The organism is Oscillatoria salina IIICB1 (assembly GCF_020144665.1).
In the GTDB taxonomy this organism is placed as follows: domain Bacteria; phylum Cyanobacteriota; class Cyanobacteriia; order Cyanobacteriales; family SIO1D9; genus IIICB1.
Genome location: NZ_JAAHBQ010000013.1, coordinates 13,714 through 30,018, shown reverse-complemented (window position 1 = coordinate 30,018; position 16,305 = coordinate 13,714). Strand labels below are relative to the sequence as shown.

19 protein-coding genes are annotated in these 16,305 nt (G+C 40.4%); 8 read left to right on the top strand and 11 right to left on the bottom strand.

Annotated elements, in window-relative coordinates:
- Positions 1-17 precede the first annotated feature (17 nt).
- The 3 genes from G3T18_RS05015 (at position 18) to G3T18_RS05005 (ending at position 1,842) form a co-directional block, all read left to right on the top strand.
- The gene (locus G3T18_RS05015) at positions 18-299 is read left to right on the top strand and encodes a DUF5132 domain-containing protein (protein WP_224409438.1); all 282 of its coding nucleotides are present in this window, start codon (positions 18-20) and stop codon (positions 297-299) included.
- 118 nt (positions 300-417) lie between these two features.
- Entirely contained in the window at positions 418-978 is a 561-nt protein-coding gene (locus G3T18_RS05010; RefSeq protein ID WP_224409437.1) for an HMA2 domain-containing protein, read from the top strand.
- A gap of 348 nt (positions 979-1,326) precedes the next feature.
- Positions 1,327-1,842, top strand: coding sequence for a peptidoglycan-binding domain-containing protein (locus G3T18_RS05005; protein ID WP_224409436.1), 516 nt, complete (start codon positions 1,327-1,329; stop codon positions 1,840-1,842).
- 179 nt (positions 1,843-2,021) lie between these two features.
- Here G3T18_RS05005 and G3T18_RS05000 read toward each other — a convergent pair whose 3' ends face one another.
- Positions 2,022-2,291 (bottom strand): hypothetical protein, encoded by a 270-nt coding sequence (locus G3T18_RS05000; protein ID WP_224409435.1) that lies wholly within the window; start codon positions 2,289-2,291, stop codon positions 2,022-2,024.
- A 285-nt stretch (positions 2,292-2,576) separates the two neighbouring features.
- On the opposite strand from G3T18_RS05000, the gene G3T18_RS04995 reads away from it, so the two are divergent.
- Positions 2,577-3,317, top strand: a complete 741-nt coding sequence (locus G3T18_RS04995) for an LmeA family phospholipid-binding protein (protein ID WP_224409434.1) — start codon at positions 2,577-2,579, stop codon at positions 3,315-3,317.
- Between the two features lie 126 nt (positions 3,318-3,443).
- Positions 3,444-4,181 (top strand): LmeA family phospholipid-binding protein, encoded by a 738-nt coding sequence (locus tag G3T18_RS04990; protein ID WP_224409433.1) that lies wholly within the window; start codon positions 3,444-3,446, stop codon positions 4,179-4,181.
- 149 nt (positions 4,182-4,330) lie between these two features.
- On the opposite strand, the gene G3T18_RS04985 is transcribed toward G3T18_RS04990, so the two are convergent.
- From G3T18_RS04985 to G3T18_RS04965, 5 genes are all read right to left on the bottom strand, one after another.
- Positions 4,331-5,197 (bottom strand): CoB--CoM heterodisulfide reductase iron-sulfur subunit B family protein, encoded by an 867-nt coding sequence (locus tag G3T18_RS04985; RefSeq protein ID WP_224409432.1) that lies wholly within the window; start codon positions 5,195-5,197, stop codon positions 4,331-4,333.
- The gene (locus G3T18_RS04980; protein WP_224409431.1) at positions 5,194-5,778 is read right to left on the bottom strand and encodes a 4Fe-4S dicluster domain-containing protein; all 585 of its coding nucleotides are present in this window, start codon (positions 5,776-5,778) and stop codon (positions 5,194-5,196) included. Before G3T18_RS04980 ends, G3T18_RS04985 begins: the two co-directional genes overlap by 4 nt.
- An 11-nt stretch (positions 5,779-5,789) precedes the next feature.
- On the bottom strand, positions 5,790-6,860 hold the full coding sequence (locus tag G3T18_RS04975) for an FAD-dependent oxidoreductase (RefSeq protein WP_224409430.1): 1,071 nt from the start codon (positions 6,858-6,860) through the stop codon (positions 5,790-5,792).
- A 103-nt stretch (positions 6,861-6,963) separates the two neighbouring features.
- Positions 6,964-8,010 carry a heterodisulfide reductase-related iron-sulfur binding cluster gene (locus G3T18_RS04970; protein ID WP_224409429.1) on the bottom strand — a complete coding sequence of 349 codons (1,047 nt, stop codon included), beginning with the start codon at positions 8,008-8,010 and terminating at the stop codon, positions 6,964-6,966.
- 12 nt (positions 8,011-8,022) lie between these two features.
- Complete coding sequence (locus tag G3T18_RS04965) at positions 8,023-8,730, bottom strand: 4Fe-4S dicluster domain-containing protein (protein ID WP_224409428.1); 708 nt, start codon at positions 8,728-8,730, stop codon at positions 8,023-8,025.
- Positions 8,731-8,975: 245 nt separating this feature from the next.
- Between G3T18_RS04965 and G3T18_RS04960 the strand changes: the two genes are divergently transcribed.
- Positions 8,976-9,224 carry a FeoA family protein gene (locus G3T18_RS04960; protein ID WP_224409427.1) on the top strand — a complete coding sequence of 83 codons (249 nt, stop codon included), beginning with the start codon at positions 8,976-8,978 and terminating at the stop codon, positions 9,222-9,224.
- Positions 9,225-9,228: 4 nt separating this feature from the next.
- Entirely contained in the window at positions 9,229-11,058 is a 1,830-nt protein-coding gene (gene feoB / locus G3T18_RS04955) for a ferrous iron transport protein B (protein ID WP_224409426.1), read from the top strand.
- Between the two features lie 6 nt (positions 11,059-11,064).
- On the opposite strand, the gene G3T18_RS04950 is transcribed toward feoB, so the two are convergent.
- The 5 genes from G3T18_RS04950 to G3T18_RS04930 all read right to left on the bottom strand — a co-directional run bounded on the left by G3T18_RS04950 (position 11,065) and on the right by G3T18_RS04930 (position 14,438).
- The gene (locus tag G3T18_RS04950) at positions 11,065-11,547 is read right to left on the bottom strand and encodes a rhodanese-like domain-containing protein (protein ID WP_224409425.1); all 483 of its coding nucleotides are present in this window, start codon (positions 11,545-11,547) and stop codon (positions 11,065-11,067) included.
- Between the two features lie 40 nt (positions 11,548-11,587).
- Positions 11,588-12,418, bottom strand: a complete 831-nt coding sequence (locus G3T18_RS04945; protein ID WP_224409424.1) for an MBL fold metallo-hydrolase — start codon at positions 12,416-12,418, stop codon at positions 11,588-11,590.
- A complete protein-coding gene (locus tag G3T18_RS04940) occupies positions 12,418-13,425 on the bottom strand; it encodes an NAD(P)/FAD-dependent oxidoreductase (RefSeq protein WP_224409423.1) in 1,008 nt (335 codons plus the stop codon). The genes G3T18_RS04945 and G3T18_RS04940 overlap by 1 nt, the downstream gene beginning before the upstream one ends.
- A gap of 12 nt (positions 13,426-13,437) precedes the next feature.
- Positions 13,438-13,893: a DUF2214 family protein gene (locus tag G3T18_RS04935; RefSeq protein WP_224409422.1), complete on the bottom strand. Its 456-nt coding sequence runs from the start codon at positions 13,891-13,893 to the stop codon at positions 13,438-13,440.
- Between the two features lie 119 nt (positions 13,894-14,012).
- The gene (locus tag G3T18_RS04930; RefSeq protein ID WP_224409421.1) at positions 14,013-14,438 is read right to left on the bottom strand and encodes a NifB/NifX family molybdenum-iron cluster-binding protein; all 426 of its coding nucleotides are present in this window, start codon (positions 14,436-14,438) and stop codon (positions 14,013-14,015) included.
- Positions 14,439-14,917: 479 nt separating this feature from the next.
- On the opposite strand from G3T18_RS04930, the gene G3T18_RS04925 reads away from it, so the two are divergent.
- Positions 14,918-16,237 (top strand): NAD(P)/FAD-dependent oxidoreductase, encoded by a 1,320-nt coding sequence (locus G3T18_RS04925; RefSeq protein WP_224409420.1) that lies wholly within the window; start codon positions 14,918-14,920, stop codon positions 16,235-16,237.
- The last annotated feature ends 68 nt before the right edge of the window (positions 16,238-16,305 follow it).

The window sequence follows — 16,305 nt, the reverse complement described above, 5'->3', positions numbered from 1 at the left end:
TAAAGGAGGTACCAATTATGGGACTTAAAGTTGAAGACTTATTTGAAGACCTCGGAGCGCCCGGTATTGCCGCAGGTATCGGTGCAGTTGTGCTTGCACCATTCGTAATTCCCGCGCTGAAACCTGTAACCAAAGCAGTTATCAAAGGCGGCATTGTCGTCTATGAGAAAGGTAAAGGAATTATTGCCGAAGGTAGCGAAGCCTTTGAAGACATGGTCGCAGAAGCCAAAGCTGAACTTGCCGAAAAGCGATCGCAAAAAGCGATCGAAGCTGCTCAAGGTAACTCAGAAATGGGTTAGGAGAGTAGGATAGACTCCAGTGACGCTCAAGTAGGGTGCGTAATCGAGCGCACCCTCAACTTAAAATTATTGTCTAAAATTAATATTCATCCGGATCGCAGATGAGGAGATCTCCGAGATGGTAGTCACAAATAACGGTAAAATGACATCAGCGATCGCTAAGGAAATTGACCCAGAATTGGCAACCATACCTGCTCGTATCGTGAGTCAAACTCCCGGTAGACTTCGCTTTCGACTTCTAGGGACACGCCAACCCGAACAGATCGAACGCATTGCTGCCACACTCAAAGAAATACTAGAAATTTATCGAGTGCGGACAAATCTTGCTAGTGGCAGTATTACCATATTTTACGCACGCGATCGCTTAAATTTTACAGATCTTTGCCAAATTTTAGCAGATTTAAACATTACTTTCGAGCGACAAGTAACAAAAGGTAAATCTCAAGCCGCCGCCGCGATCGTTGATTCAGTTACTAACTTTAACCGTGAAGTTAAATACACAACCAATGGAATTGCCGACTTACGCTTTTTCGTTCCTTTGACATTTAGTATTTTAGCGGTGCGGCAATTGATAACGAAAGGAGTACAGCTAGAAATAATTCCCTGGTACGTGTTCGCTTGGTACGCCTTTGATAGCTTCCTCAAACTGCATTATACCAGCGAACCAAAAGAAGAGTAAATTAACCCAATCCCTAATCTATCTAACGGCTGAGATTAGGGATTTTTCAGGAATAATTTCATCCCATGCTAACAATCAAATTATTCAAGATCTATTCAGCTCATTTTATGTCTTCTTTCTTAAGAATTACATTTTAGCTTCACAGTAGCGATCGCTGACTGCTCAACTTAGTTTTTTAACTTTTTCTACCTTTAGTTACTTGACAAAATCTTTTTAACCTTTCTCAAGGTTTAATTTCCGATTAGTAACAAGTCAAACTTATGCCTGATGCGACACTTAACGATCCGAAGATAAACTGAAGGTAAGCTGAAAAAATCTTTGCAGTTAAATTTAGGAGAAAATATTTTTATGGCTATTAAAAAGATTATTCAATCCGGACTTACTCTCGGTGCTGCTTCTTTACTATCTGTAGCTCCGGTTTTATTAGGTAGTACCCCAGCCAAAGCTGTAACTGCTGATGGTGACATTCAAGAATTTGAATATACCACTCAATCTGCGCCATTATTAACTAGAGGCGATCGAGGAGTTGCGGTTAGAGATGCTCAATTGTTTTTAGCAGCACAAGGATATTATGATGGTCCAATTGACAGTATTTATGGTTCAATGACTGAAAATGCTGTTAGAGAATTTCAGGACGATAATGATTTGTTAGTAGATGGTAGAATTGGCGACGATACCTGGGCTGTAATGGCGGCTAGTCCATCCGAACAAAACTTGACACAACCAAATAATTTCAACAATCAAAATGATAACTTTCTCGAAGACGAACCTAATGTTTTTGACGAAGAAGAAAGTTTGCTGAATAACGAACCAGGTGTTTTTGATGCGGAAGATGCTTATGGTAATGAACTAGGAGATCGATAGTTACAAGCAACTACCTTAAACATTTATCTAAGCTGATTTTCTTGATTATTTAGGATAAGCGAGCAATCCTTTCGCTAGTATGAAAGGATTGCTCTATCTTCAGGAATTTTGACTGAAAATATCTTTTTTGTTTCAGGTGAAATTGAAGTGATTTCCCAAGTTTTTCCAGGAAAATTGAACTAAGTTTCACTTAACCAAGAATCAGAATTATTCCTGATTTCAGAAATAACTGAAACTGCGGGACAAGTTTTTTGCAGTGACTCATAAAGCCTGTTGTTCAATTTTTGAAAGATCGCCTTCAGTTTTTTTAGTTCCTCTGGTGTGAGATCGAATTCTGCTAAATCTACTGCTGCCGATGCTTCAACAATTTCTACCTCACCAGGATGGGTCAGTTTTACGGCAATGACTAAATCTTCAACTATGGCTAGATCGTTTTTTTGTGGGTTCATAGGTTAGATTTGGATACATTACTTTATTAAATAGCATAATTCAACTTTATGAAAGACAAGTAATCTCGTTTTAGCTTGACGATCGCTTGTTTTCCTGTGGCTCATCTAGTCACTAGGACAGCTATTTTTGATTGTTAATGTAGTTAAATATTTAATTCTTTGGGAAGATTGACTTTTGAGAAAAAATTTGTTGAAGATTCAGAAATAAAATTTAAGATAGATAAAAAAAAGTAAGTGAGTAACTAATATTTAAATATTGAAAAATACGCGAGAGGAGACTGCCTTGTGTCCAAATCAAAAGATAGAGGACTTCCAGAAGAAGCGCTTTCTAAGGCAGCAGAAATTGGTGTTAAAAGCCAATTAGAAGAAGCAGAGAAAGTAGATATCGATATCGACAGCAATCCCGTGAAATTAGTACAAGGGAAAGTAGATTCGGTAGAAATGCGCGGAGAGGGTTTAATCACACCTCAGAATTTGCGTTTAGAAGAAATTCTCCTGAAAACTGACCATGTGGCGATCGATTTATTGAATATTGCTTTGGGGAAAGTAGAACTCACCCATCCGGCTGATGCTAGAGCGAGAATTACCTTAACCGAAGCAGATCTCAATCGTGTTTTGAACTCGGACTATTTGCGATCGCTGATTCGTCAGTTAGACTTTTCCTTAGAACAGGATACGCTTACTTTAATTTGGAATCGAGGAGAATGTTACTTACATGGAAATGACAAACTAACACTGAAAGCTGAGTTAACTGCTCAAATAGGAAAGCAAACTAAAGCAGTTGCTTTCTCTGTCTTACTGCGTATTGACAAAAAACAAAAAATTTATCTACAGAAAGGTGATTTTCAACAAGGTAAAGACCTACCTTTAGAAGCAACTATTTCCATTTTAGAACAAGTAGAGCGGTTATTAAAATTACGTCATTTGCGACTCTCTACCTTATCTTTAGATATAGATCGCATTGAAGTAACAACAAAAAAAATAATCCTTTGGGCGCAAGTTCATATAGAGCAGCTCCCCGAATGAAAAATTACCTTATTTCGTCAGATAGATTCGCTGAACTAAAGCGATATTTTAGGCTCAATACTAGACCAGTTACAGGCGTTTGTCTCCACAAGATATTAAATTAGCAAAAAAACAAGTAATTAACTTATGAAAGAGAAACAAGATTTAGGCGAACAAGCAATTAGTACAGCAGCAGAAGTTGGTTTAAAAAGCCAACTCGATGAAGCAGATAACTTAGAAGTTGATGTCCGTACTGACCCAGGTAAACTGGTACAAGGAGAATTAGAATCAGTCGAGATTGAAGGTGATGGTTTGGTCATGGAAAAAGACCTCCGTACCGAAGAGTTAGACGTAGATATTGACAGTATTGCCATCGACCCACTGAAAGCTACTTTTGGTGATATTGAATTAAAACATCCTACTGATGCTCAAGCTCATGTTGTCTTGACTGAAAAAGACATCGAACGTGCTTTTAATTCGCAATATATCAAGCACAAATTGCAAAATTTGCAGGTAAAAATAGACGGCAAACAAACCCCAGTCAATGTGAAAAAAGTTAACTTTACTATTCCCGACAACCAGAAAATTGCCCTGAGTGCAGAAACACAAATTGTGGAAACAGGCGAAACGAAACAAGTTGCTTTTACCGCCGTCCCGAAAACAACAGAAGGAGGAAACCGAGTCTCCCTAGAAAATGTTGAATATAGCCAAGGGAAAAAAGCTTCCCCCGAACTCACAAAAGCGTTATTAAATAGTGCTAGCGAATTGCTTGACTTACGCAACTTTGAATTAGAAGGAATGAAGCTACGCTTGCAACAACTTAACTTACAAAAAGGTAAATTGACTTTAGAAGCAGAGGCTCACGTTGAAGAATTTCCTGATTAGATTAATCGATCGCGTGCTATAATCGACAGATATCAAGGAAAATCACAATCTGTTTAAATTTCCAGCTTGAATTAATTCAAGCTGGGTAGGCAAATTTATCTCTCTTTTCTCATTCTTGGAGAGTGACAAAGGATGATCAAAGAGATTATTTAAATTCCCAGTTTTGCTAAAACAGATTTCGGTGAGACAATATGTTTGTTAATCCCCAGTTTTCCGGGTTTAATTCCTAAAGCTAATCCGATGATTTCAGTGATATAAAGAACTGGTAGATTGTAAGACACATTGTACTTTTTCTCAATATCAGGTTGTCTTAGTTCTAGGTTAGTTGCACACAAGGGACAAGCCAAAACAATGCAATCTGCATCCAGAGATTTTGCCTCATCTAAGAGTTTTTTAGTTAATTCAAAAGCAACCTCTTGTTTTGAGACTAAAATTGGTCCGCCACAGCATTTAGTTTTTGACCGAAAATCAACCACTTCAGCCCCACAAGCTTGAGCTAATTTATCCATTGACATCGGGATAACAGGAGAATCCCAGCCTGTAATATCTGCGGGTCTAGTCAAGAGACAACCATAATAACAAGCAACTTTTAAACCTGTTAAAGGCTTTTTGATGCGGCTGGAAATATCTAAATCATTGACTAAGACATCGACTACATTTCTGACTCTAATATTGTAATCAGAAACTGATATCCCCATCTTGGAAAGGATCGTGTTAATGCGGTCTTTTTCCGTTTCATTTTCTAATGCCTTGGCTGCCCTAGCTGACTTATTATAACAACCAGAACAAGAGGCTAAAAGATCGAGATTTTGCTTTTGGGCTAAAGCGACATTTCTCGCCGCCATTGCCATTCCTACGTCATGAGAAACGCCAGCAGCTACGGAACCACCACAACAAGACCAATCTTCAAGTTCTTTGAGTTCAATTCCCAGTTCTTCCATGACGACTTTTGTGGAGATATCAAACTCTTTCGCTGTGGTATGAAGGCTGCATCCGGGATAGTAAGAATATTTCATTGTTTGCCTGCCTTTTCTAATGCTTCGTTAAATTTTTTCGGGTTTTTAATTTTTGCCGGAAAGGGCGACATTTTGCCTTTAAGGGTTAATTGAATGCCCAATTTTGCTTGTTCGAGCATCGCTTGTAAGCCGCCATATTTCTGCATTAATTCTGGTTCAAAAAGGATGCCTCGTTTCTGAACTAACTCAACAAATATTTGATTAAATCGGGTAGAATCGTTCTCAATTCCTTGGCGAATTGCGATCGCCTTTACCGCTTCGATGACATCGGCAGGGCGCACCCCACGAGGACATCTGGATGTACAAATGTAACAAGTAGTACATAACCACAGACTGTTACTTTTCAGTACCTTTTCCCATTCCCCTCGTTGTACCATCAGAATAAGGGTTCTGGGTGACATATCCATTCGGTCAATATTAGTACAGCCACCACTACAAGTACCACACTGCATACAAGCAGCGATCGCGGCACCTTCTCCACCTTCCGCCATTACGCGATCGCTAAATTCTCGATTCATTTTATCGCCGTCAATTTGGCGATCGGCTTTCAGCCCAAATAAAAACTTTTTTTTAGCTACCATTTTTTTCCACCTTACTTATGTGAAGCTGCCATTTCTGTTGCTACTAACTGCCCATTTGCCGATGAATTTAAGCCTTGATTATTAGCTAAAAAACCCGCAATTTCTGCCGCAGCCGATCGCCCATCAGTAATTGATTCGACAATTGCTTTCGGACCTGTGGCTGTCCCCGCGAGAAAAATTCCTTTCCTCGGAGAAGCATTATTAGAATATTGTTGATGTGCCGTGGTATAAAAGCGATCGCAACCAACAGTTAAACCTGCAACTTCGGCTAACTCAGAATTACCTTCCATTCCTACCATCAAAACCAACAAATCAACTGTCAATCGCATCGGTTTTGCGGTTAAAGTATCTTCTAAACGCAACAATAAACTACCATCATTTTTTTCACCAGCCTCGGAAAGCCGACCCCGGAGAAACTGCACGCCAAATTCTTGTTGTGAGGTTCGATACAATTCCTCATAACCGCGACCAAATACCCGAATATCCATATAAAGGCAGTAAATTTCACAATCGGGATTTTGTTCTTTAATCTCGATCGCAACTTTAATTGCATTGGTACAACAAACTCGCGAACAGTAATTATTATTCACTTGTCGATCGCGAGAACCAACACAGTGAACCATTGCCACTTTTTTCGGTAATTTTCCATTGCTGGTTTTGACACTTTGCGCCTTTAACATGGCATCCAATTCTACCGAAGTGATGCAATTATCGTAAATTCCATAGCCATATTCTTCTTTAAAAGAAGCATCGAAATGCTTAAACCCAGTCGCCACTAAAATCGCCGTCGCCTCAATTTCTTCTCCTGTCGATACAGTTACTTTAAAATTGGGTGCTGACCCTTCAATTTGAGTGACAGTAGCATTATTTAAAATTCGAGTTTCACCCAAACCTTGCTTTAAATTGGCGATAATTTCCGAAGCATCGGTAAAGTCAGGAAAAACTTTATACCACTTATTTAAATGTCCGCCAACTTCGGCTTTTTTCTCGACTAAAACTACATCATATCCGAAATCTTGCAGTTTTCCTGCTGCTGCCATGCCCGCAGGTCCACCACCAATTACTACTACTTTTTTGTTCATTGTTTTTTACCTTTAATTTTGTTGGCAATTATTGAGTATTTTAGTACCTCTAAATTTTGCTTTTCAGAGGTACTTTTACCTTCTTCTTCTTTTCAGGGAAAAACTAAAATGGTCTTCTGCGTTCTTCCGCAGTCTTAGATTTGTCATAAGGAATGCCAATTTGATCCAGTAATGGTTCAACTAACACTGCTTTGGCATTCAATCCGCAATCTTTGAAAGGGTCATAACCTAACATTAATCCTGTCAGTTGGGCGTAGTCCAAAACACTAACGTTAAACTCTTCTTCTAAAACCTCTTTAATCGTTCCTTGTTCGGCATCTAAAAATACAGTACAACCGGGACAATTGGTAAGCATTAAGTTACAATCTGGGTGCGCTTCTTTCAAACTTTTCATTTTCTTGTAGACACTACTCGCGGTGTAGTCTCTATTTTCTGGAAATGCACATTGTCGGAAACCCATACCGCAGCAATGTCTTCTTTCGGGATAGTCAACAATTTCTGCACCGAAAGCTTCTAGTAATCCTACTAAAACTTGGGGAAACTCAACCCCACCCATTGCTTCACCAGGAAATATTTTTCCGTAGTGACATCCAATATGATCGACTGCTTTGATTCCTTTAAGGCTATATTTAGCTTTGGCGGCTAGTTGATGTCGATTAGCAAAAAAGACATCGGAAGCATGAACTACAGAAGGTCTACCACCGGAAACATGAGGAACCCAAAATTCTCGCCCTGTAGTTTCTTTTAAGGTTTTTGCTGTATATTCTCGCAACTCTGGTTCTTCTTCCCAAAGATGGATCATTTCTGTGTAGTTGGCAAAGGAAGTTACACAGAAGGAAAAGAGATTATCGACACCTAATTCGTGATGGGCTACGGAAAAGTTTCTGGCTGCAACTACCATTTGGGTTTCTACGTTTGACACATCTCCGTGATAGCCAATTGCGCCACAAGAAGTATGTCCTGGTGCTTCTCGCAAATCCATGCCTAAATCATTTTTTAAGATTTTATAGGCTATTCCTTCGGTGTAAGGGGCAGCACTTTGTAAGAAACAGCTACGGAAGCAACCCCATAATTTTCCTCCCGGTTCATCGATTGTGGGAACGTGCTTTTGATGTTTTTGCCAAGCTAAGTTTTCTCTTGCTACTTTCACGATCTTTTCTCCTTATTTGTTATCTTTGATTTCGTAGTTTCTACTATCGCCTGTTTCTAACCAAGTTTGCCAATATTTCTCGACTTCTTTTTTGCTACCGAGTTTCTTTTCCATGCTTTTTTCGACGCTATCCATTAACTCGATTGCACCTGTTGCTTGATAAATTGCTCGCAATTCTTCCATGTCTTTTTCGGGAATGACTCGGTGGGAACCGGGGCTATTTTCTAAGTCCATTGGTACATCCCACCACTCGCGCATTTCTTCTCTATGTTCGTAATAGTATTCCCAGTTTTCGCCTAATTCTGGAAAGTGGGCAGGTGTGATATTTTCGGCTAGCAAGGTATAGCCTCGTTTGAGCATATTTTCCCCAAATACCCGCTTGGCAAATAGTTGTTGTCTGCCTTTTTCTGATTCGGTAAAGTAGCCGTAACGAATCGAAAGTCGGCGTAATGCTAAAATAACGTTGGCGGTGTTGTTGCCTCTGGGACATCTGGTTTTACAGGAAAAACATTGCCCGCAGTACCAAATTTTGTCTGACTTGAGTAATTCTATAATCAACTCATCATCTTCTGATTGCACGGTGTTCATTACTTCTCTGGGAGAGTAGTCATTAAATTCGGCTGCGGGACAAACGGCGGTACAGACACCGCAATTTAGGCAGGCATTCATCCCGTGCTGATACAAAATGTCTTCTTTTAGTTCGTTAAATAATTTGCCCATCGGTAAAGCCCTTTCAGGTGTACCCCTGAGTTACGTTAATTCCAATTTGCTATCTCATTTATATAACTATATAGTTATTTATATTATAATTCAATCAGCAAATATACTCAATTAAGTAAGTTTCTGTGAAAATCGGAGGTAGGCGATCGCGCCAGAGAAGAAATAATTGATATTAATTATCAATAAGCAGATAATTGACTTCGATAATTAAGATAAAATTTGTATTAAGTAGACCTAGGAAATTCATGACTTTATCAGAGTTAAACGTGGGTGACGTGGCGATTGTCGAACAGGTAAATATCGGTCGTCATGGTGGCGAATTAGCGAATCGATTGGCAGCCCTAGGAGTGATTTCCAGCAAATCCATCCAAGTCTTACGCAAGGCGAGATTGGGTGGAGCTTTGCATATCCGAGTAGGGTTAACCACAGAGATTGCGCTGCGCTGTCGAGAGGCTGAGACAGTACAAGTACGCCTCCTGAATGCGGGAGTGTAAGCAAATGGGATGTCATGCAGGGGCTCGCGCCGCTCAAAATCCTAATGCGGTCAAGCGAGTCGTCTTAATTGGGATGCCCAATTGCGGTAAATCAACGCTGTTTAATCGCATTACAGGTGCGTCTGCTTTTGTAGGCAATTGGTCAGGCGTGACGGTGGATTTGTTGCAAGCAACCATCCCGATTAATGGTGAGTCGGTTGAGTTTGTAGATTTACCGGGAATTTACGACCTCAAAAGTTTCTCTGACGACGAAAAAGTAGTCAGCTATTTTTTAGAAACATTTGCGATCGATCTAGTATTGCTGGTTTTAAATGCGGCGCAAATCGATCGCCAAATTCGTCTTCTGTTGCAACTAAAAGCGTTAAGATTACCAGCGATCGCGCTTTTGAATATGGCAGATGAAGCGAAACGCTACGGAATTGAAATTGCCACCGAGGAACTTTCCCAACGACTAGAGATGCCAGTTTTGCTACTCAGTGCCAAACAGGGAAAGGGTTTTCGCCAAGCAAAACAAGCGATCGCCCAAGCTTTAGATACTCAATCTCAGTCTTACAAAGTTAATAATCTCAACGATTGTCTGTCCACAGCAGCACCAATTACCTCAGAAGCAATGAGCGCAATTCTCGAAGGAGTAGTTACTTTCCCTTCGGATTTACAGCGATCGCTAACCTCTCAACTCGATCGCATTTTACTGCACCCGATCGCCGGATTGCCTTTGTTTTTCTTAGGGATGTTTCTGGTGTTTTGTCTCATCTGGACAATAGGTTTGCCCTCCCAAGATATCATGGGCTTCCTCACAAGCGGATTTCAAGAAGTTATCCTCGAACCTCTAATTCAGCCGCTTCCAGGTGTAATGCAAGATTTGCTGATTAATGGCATTTGGAATGGTGTCTCGACTGTTGCTTCCTTTGTACCGCTCATTTTCCTCTTTTTCGTGATGATGGCAATCTTGGAAGATAGCGGTTATTTGTCTCGTTGCGCCTATTTAATGGATGGCTTAATGGTGCGCTTGGGATTAGATGGACGCAGTTTCGTCATGCAAATTATGGGTTTCGGTTGCAACGTACCTGCTTTAATGGGAACGCGAATTTTGCGATCGCGATCGCTACGTTTGTTGACCATGCTGATTATTCCCTTCTCCGTTTGTTCCGCGCGGTTGCAGGTATTTGTCTTTATTATCGCCGCCATCTTTCCCGGATTTTGGGGCGCGATCGCCCTTTTTTCTTTGTATCTCCTCAGTTTAATTGTGGCAGTGATTACCGCCGTTTTACTAAGTGGTGTCTTCAAAAATGACGAACCCTTCGTCCTCGAACTACCCCCCTATCGCTTTCCCACCATCCGACACATTTTCGTGAGGAGTTGGGGCGAAGTGCAACAATTTCTTAGCCGCGCTTCTGGCTTTATTCTCTTGGGCTGTCTAGCCGTCTGGACTCTTACCAATCTACCACCAGGAACCACTGGATTAGCCACTCTTGGCGGACAAATTGGGCAATGGCTGAACCCCGTCATGGAACCGATTGGTATTGACCCTTATCTAACTCTGGCACTAATTTTTGGCATCATTGCTAAAGAAGTAGTTGTCGGTTCCTTAGCGGTAATTTACGGCTTGAATTCCACTTTGGTGAGTCAACACCTTGCTATCTCTGTGACACCAGCCCAAGCTTATAGCTTCTGTATTTTTTGTCTTTTGTATTTGCCTTGTCTGACCACATCTGCCACGATCTTAAATGAATCGAAGTCGTGGAAATTTACTTTATTTTCCGCCGGAGTTTCGCTTCTGTTTGCTTGGATGATGAGTTTCCTTTTTTATCAGGGAGCTTTGCTTTTCAGTTAGTTATATTTACTTTTCTAACGGTTCTCTCGCCGCCTGCCAACCTTGAATGCTGGGAGGAAAACCTTGGACGTTGCTATAACCGAGCATTTGTAAAGCAGTTACTCCCATTGCGGTGCGATAACCAGTGGTGCAATAAAGAACGACTGGGCGGTCTGGGGGGATTTTGTCCAGATTTTGCGTTAAAGTCCGTAAGGGGATGTTAATCGCGCCAGGAATGTGACCAGAAGCGTATTCTGAAGGTTGGCGCACGTCAACTAGGAGAGCCTGATTATTTTTGAGCGTTTTTTTGAGACTGTCTACGTTGGAAAGAGTGTAATAATCATGAGGAATAGTAGTGAGAAATTGCGCGATCGCTTCCGGCAGATCTAGCTTTGATTTCGCTGTTTCTTCCTGCACAGTAGCCGCAATTGCTGGTGTTGAATTAATGAACCAGAAAGGGAAAATCATCAGTGACAATCCCAAGCATAAGGTAAGTAATAGTTTCCGCATATTTTTCTGAATAAAGATTGACAAGTAAGGACAATTTGTGTTAAGTTCCAAACTCGAAGCGAGTACCAACATGGCAACTAAAGCAACGTCCAGCTAAGTGATGCCACAAAAAAGCTAAGGCTGTCATTCCCGTACAGTGGTTTGCACCGATTAGTTGGACATCATAGTTGATTAAAGTTTCCACAGTTGCTTGCAGGCGATCGCGACTTGCATTTATGAGGTGCATTCCCCCCATTACCGCATAAATTTTTTCTTTGCCAGTAAGTTGGGTAATGTAGTTTAAAGTATTAATAACTCCGGCATGAGCGCAGCCTAAAACCACCACTAAACCTTCTCGCGCTGCAAAAAATAATGCTTGATCGTCTAAGAGGAAATCAACGCGATCGTGTTGAGAATCTTGCCAAAAATCCCCTCCTGTATCCTCCAAAGGATGAACTCGTGGAATTGTACCTGTAACATAAATTCCAGAGACAATTTCTGTTAGTTTATCTGTCCAAACTAACTGACGAAATTGCTTTTCCAGACTTTCTTTATCTTGAATTGGAGAACCAATCTCACCCCGCTTACTAAATTTAGGTTGCAGCGCCGATGGATGCAAAAATAAATTAGTAGCCTGACATTCCTCATCTAATACTACCATTAAACCACCCGCACGATCGAAATGACCGTGACTGAGGACAACAGCATCTAAATTTTCTAAACAAATTCCCAACTGTTGAGCATTATGTTTTAAAACCAATCCTTGTCCTGTATCGAATAAAATGCGGTGAGAACCAGTTTCGATTAAATAAGCTAATCCATGTTCTCCCAACAAACCTCGACCCGCAGCCGTATTTTCGACTAAAATTCTGACTAAAAACGAACTTTTCATCAATCCTCAACTTGTTCCTTAAGCAGATTTTTCGACCACAATCTTGCTCCCCTAGTACGCCGAATTTCGCGCCAAATTCCTGTAGCTGCTAAAGCCCCATCTCCTGCGGCAATGATAACTTGATTTAAGCCCACTTTTAAATCCCCGATCGCAAAAATTCTTGGATGAGAAGTGCGGCACATTTTATCAGTTACTAAATTCCCACCTTTCAATTCCAAATTCATCTCTTTTAGATAAGTATTGTGATAGCAAGAACCCATTGAAATCAAACCCGTTTCCAACTCAATAATTTTGCCATCTGCTAACTCAACTCCTGTCATTTGATGATTTTGACCAAGAAACTGTTTAATCGGTGTTTCAATAAGCGGATAACCATGATTTCGCAGTTTCTCTTTCAGTGCTTCGTTAACAGCAAAAGCCCCATGAGTAAAAATTGTAATATATGCTGTAAACCAACTCAAATTAAACACCATTTCCTCAATCGCCGCTTCGCTACCAGCAAAAAAACCGCATTTTTTATCAGTCATTTCATAGCCATCGCAGACCATACAAACGTGCAAGTTATAACCCGCATATTCGTAAACATTCCGCAGATCATCTAAAGGCGGTAAATAATCGATAATTCCGCTTGCAGCAATTAAATATTTGGCGCGAAAAACTGCCTGAATACTCTTCTGGCGACCTACTTTTACCAGCACCGCAAAAGTTTCTCCCTCATCCCTGACTTCCTCAACAAAACCATTAAGAAAATCTCCATCTAAACTCGCGTAATGTTCCTTTCCTCGTTGCAACAAAACTCGGCCCGGAGTATCAGATGGCAAACCCAAATAATTGTGCAATTCTTGCATCCAAAAAGACCGGGCTTTGCCTTTATCAATAATTAAACTAGAAAGAAGATAACGTTGTAAGTAAATGCCAGCCGAAAGTCCGCCAGCACCGCCCCCAACCACGATCGCATCATAAATGTGGGTTTGTTTTTCCTGTAGATTATTTTTGGTAAGCTGCATAAGTTTTCTCCGTTAATTCCATCCACTCATTCTTGCCATTAATGCTGCTAGGAGGGGCAATAAAGTAAAACAAAATAATTCGCCTTTGATTAGCCAAGATAATCGGTTGACTTGAGCAATTTCTAAGCTGGGTGCTCGCTCGCTTCGTAAGTCTTTAAACCAGGAAATAAACGTAAATGTTGGATAAAGAGAAAATAAACTGACAAGGATAAAAACGCCCATTTTGGTGTAGAAAAATGGATTGTTTAGATAGTAATCGGTTCCTTTCCCAAAATAGAGAACTCTTAACACTCCGGTAATTAGAATTGCAGTAGCAGCTATCCCGTAAGCAGCATCGGCAAAGGCAACTCTTTTGGCTTCATTGAGAGTCATTTCTTTTTTCAAGTTGAAGACTTCTACTGTTAGTGCGGCGAAAGCTAACATGAAGCCTAAGTAATGGAAATAAGCAGTAATTGAACTTGCCCACATGAGAATTTTGATATCAGTAAATGAACAGTAGTAGTAGGTGCGCGATCGCAAAAAGCTGAAATCGATTAGCTGTTTTTTCTGTCATCACGCACCTACTAGATTAACACTATTAACGGGAATTAAGTAGCACTGGGAGTGTTACATTTGTGATGGTGGTGGTGATGGCGGTTTTGATGGCGGTTTTGATGTTTATGTTTGCCTTCATGTTCGTGACATTCTGGTTCTTCTCTAACTAAAGAACTATCTAAATAAGCATTCACTGCTCGATCTAAATCGGTTTCTTTCGTTATAATACCTTCAATTCCTCTCTGTTCTAATCGTTCCACCAAACCACGTCCCATTCCTCCAGAAATTAAAACTTGGACTTCATCTAAAGGATGGGTTTCGTTGGGGGAAATGTTATGGAAAGATTGTTGGGGAGATAATTCTAAGAGTTTCTTGTCTACAATTTGGTTTTCGTTAATTTCGTAAATCCAAAATTTTAGGCAATGTCCGGTATGTTCGGTGATGGTTGTTTTGTTTTGACTGGCTACGGCAATTTTCATGGCTAATTTTCCTAAGTTTAAACTGGATTTTGTTAGGTGAGGAAATACTCGCGATCGCAAGCTTCTACAGGACAATTCGGTTTATTTTCTAGTCCCAAAGCTTGCCTTGTTTTCGGTACTGCTGTTCCGTCTAATTTTCGCAATTTTCTTCAACGATTGGGTTGATTTCTCTGGCTGGCAATATTAATCAGCTTGTTTGCAGAATCAACAGCCTCGATAAATTCTTGCAGAGTTTCTGGTTTTGGGTCTTGTCGATTCCGTTCACACAACTTGTAGAAATCGTGAGTTTGTAACGGGTTTCGGTTCACCAGGCATTTCCTATAATCATTTTATAGCTATTTAGTTAAATAAGTCAAGGGAGCTGAAAAATTCGTCTTAGATTTAAATGTGCACTACTAGGCAAAAACTTATTGTTTGTCTATATTGTTATATAATGATTAAATCTTTACAACTTGTCTCAGACGAAAAAAAGACTAATTATGATAACATCAACTTCCCAGCAGTCGCAGACTCCAGCTTTATCTGTCAACCACGCGATCGCCAAAACCCTGCATCACCAAATTGTGTTCATTGGGGGTGGGTCTGCGGGACTTACCACCGCTTCGATCATATTGAAAAAGAACAATTCCCTAGATATTGCGATTATCGACCCATCGCAGAAGCAGTATTACCAGCCCGGTTGGACGCTGACAGGTGGAGGAGTATTCCAAATTGAGGATACCTTTAAGGATAAAAAAGATTTCATTCCTCCCCAAGCGACTTGGATTGCAGACCGAGTGATTAAATTAGACCCAGATAATAATGCTGTCCTGACCAAAGAAGGGATTCTGGTTAAGTATGATTACTTAGTTGTCTGTCCTGGTATACAGTTAGACTGGCATTTAATTAAAGGGCTAAAAGAAGCGATCGGAAAAAATGGTGTCACCAGCAACTATTTACCTAATTACGCACCTTATACATGGGAACTAATCAAAAATTTTTCTGGTGGAAATGCTTTATTTACCTTTCCCAAAACTCCTGTTAAATGTGGTGGTGCGCCGCAAAAAGTAATGTATATGGCAGATGACACTTTCCGCAGTAAATTCGGAGTTCGTCAGCGTACTAACGTGATGTTTCTCACACCAGCGACGAAAATGTTTTCTGTACCAGAATATTCAGCAATCTTAGATAAAGTAGTTGCCGAACGCGAAATTGATGTTAAATTCCAGCACAATTTGAAAGAAATTAAAGGGGAAATCAAAGAAGCAGTTTTTGATGTTTTCGACGATAATGGTGCGGTTGTCGATGAAGTTACCTACAAATACGACATGATTCACGTTACGCCGCCCCAAAGCGCCCCTAACTTTATTAAAGAGAGTCCTTTAGCTGTTTCGGATAATTCTTATGGTTGGGTAGACGTGGATCAATATACGCTACAGCACAATCGATATACTAATGTTTTTAGTTTAGGAGATGCTTCTTCTTTACCAACTTCTAAAACCGCAGCCGCCGCTCGAAAACAATCGGTAGTTGTCGCCGCAAATTTACTTGCTTTCATTGATTCAAAACCGTTATCAAATAAGTATGATGGCTATACTTGTTGTCCTTTAATTACTGGCTATGGTAAGACAATCATGGCTGAATTTAATGGTTATACTAAGACACCAATGTCTAGCTTTCCTCTTAATCCGATTAAAGAGCGTTGGATTATGTGGAAAATGAAAACTACTGTTTTGCCTTGGATTTATTGGAATCGAATGCTTAAAGGAGAGCTATTTGAGGGGGATTATCTTAAGTTTATTCAGTGGAAAAAGTTCTGATCCCAATGTCCTTGCAAAGCGATAATGTGGAAAAATGTCATCCTGAGCTTCGCGAAGGATGACGTAAT

Excerpts from the sequence above, each read along its gene's own strand:
- G3T18_RS05015 (WP_224409438.1), top strand. The coding sequence starts at position 18 with ATGGGACTTAAAGTTGAAGACTTATTTGAAGACCTCGGAGCGCCCGGT.
- G3T18_RS05010 (WP_224409437.1), top strand. The coding sequence starts at position 418 with ATGGTAGTCACAAATAACGGTAAAATGACATCAGCGATCGCTAAGGAA.
- G3T18_RS05005 (WP_224409436.1), top strand. The coding sequence starts at position 1,327 with ATGGCTATTAAAAAGATTATTCAATCCGGACTTACTCTCGGTGCTGCT.
- G3T18_RS05000 (WP_224409435.1), bottom strand. The coding sequence starts at position 2,291 with ATGAACCCACAAAAAAACGATCTAGCCATAGTTGAAGATTTAGTCATT.
- G3T18_RS04990 (WP_224409433.1), top strand. The coding sequence starts at position 3,444 with ATGAAAGAGAAACAAGATTTAGGCGAACAAGCAATTAGTACAGCAGCA.
- G3T18_RS04985 (WP_224409432.1), bottom strand. The coding sequence starts at position 5,197 with ATGAAATATTCTTACTATCCCGGATGCAGCCTTCATACCACAGCGAAA.
- G3T18_RS04980 (WP_224409431.1), bottom strand. The coding sequence starts at position 5,778 with ATGGTAGCTAAAAAAAAGTTTTTATTTGGGCTGAAAGCCGATCGCCAA.
- G3T18_RS04975 (WP_224409430.1), bottom strand. The coding sequence starts at position 6,860 with ATGAACAAAAAAGTAGTAGTAATTGGTGGTGGACCTGCGGGCATGGCA.
- G3T18_RS04965 (WP_224409428.1), bottom strand. The coding sequence starts at position 8,730 with ATGGGCAAATTATTTAACGAACTAAAAGAAGACATTTTGTATCAGCAC.
- G3T18_RS04960 (WP_224409427.1), top strand. The coding sequence starts at position 8,976 with ATGACTTTATCAGAGTTAAACGTGGGTGACGTGGCGATTGTCGAACAG.
- feoB (WP_224409426.1), top strand. The coding sequence starts at position 9,229 with ATGGGATGTCATGCAGGGGCTCGCGCCGCTCAAAATCCTAATGCGGTC.
- G3T18_RS04950 (WP_224409425.1), bottom strand. The coding sequence starts at position 11,547 with ATGCGGAAACTATTACTTACCTTATGCTTGGGATTGTCACTGATGATT.
- G3T18_RS04945 (WP_224409424.1), bottom strand. The coding sequence starts at position 12,418 with ATGAAAAGTTCGTTTTTAGTCAGAATTTTAGTCGAAAATACGGCTGCG.
- G3T18_RS04940 (WP_224409423.1), bottom strand. The coding sequence starts at position 13,425 with ATGCAGCTTACCAAAAATAATCTACAGGAAAAACAAACCCACATTTAT.
- G3T18_RS04935 (WP_224409422.1), bottom strand. The coding sequence starts at position 13,893 with ATGTGGGCAAGTTCAATTACTGCTTATTTCCATTACTTAGGCTTCATG.
- G3T18_RS04930 (WP_224409421.1), bottom strand. The coding sequence starts at position 14,438 with ATGAAAATTGCCGTAGCCAGTCAAAACAAAACAACCATCACCGAACAT.
- G3T18_RS04925 (WP_224409420.1), top strand. The coding sequence starts at position 14,918 with ATGATAACATCAACTTCCCAGCAGTCGCAGACTCCAGCTTTATCTGTC.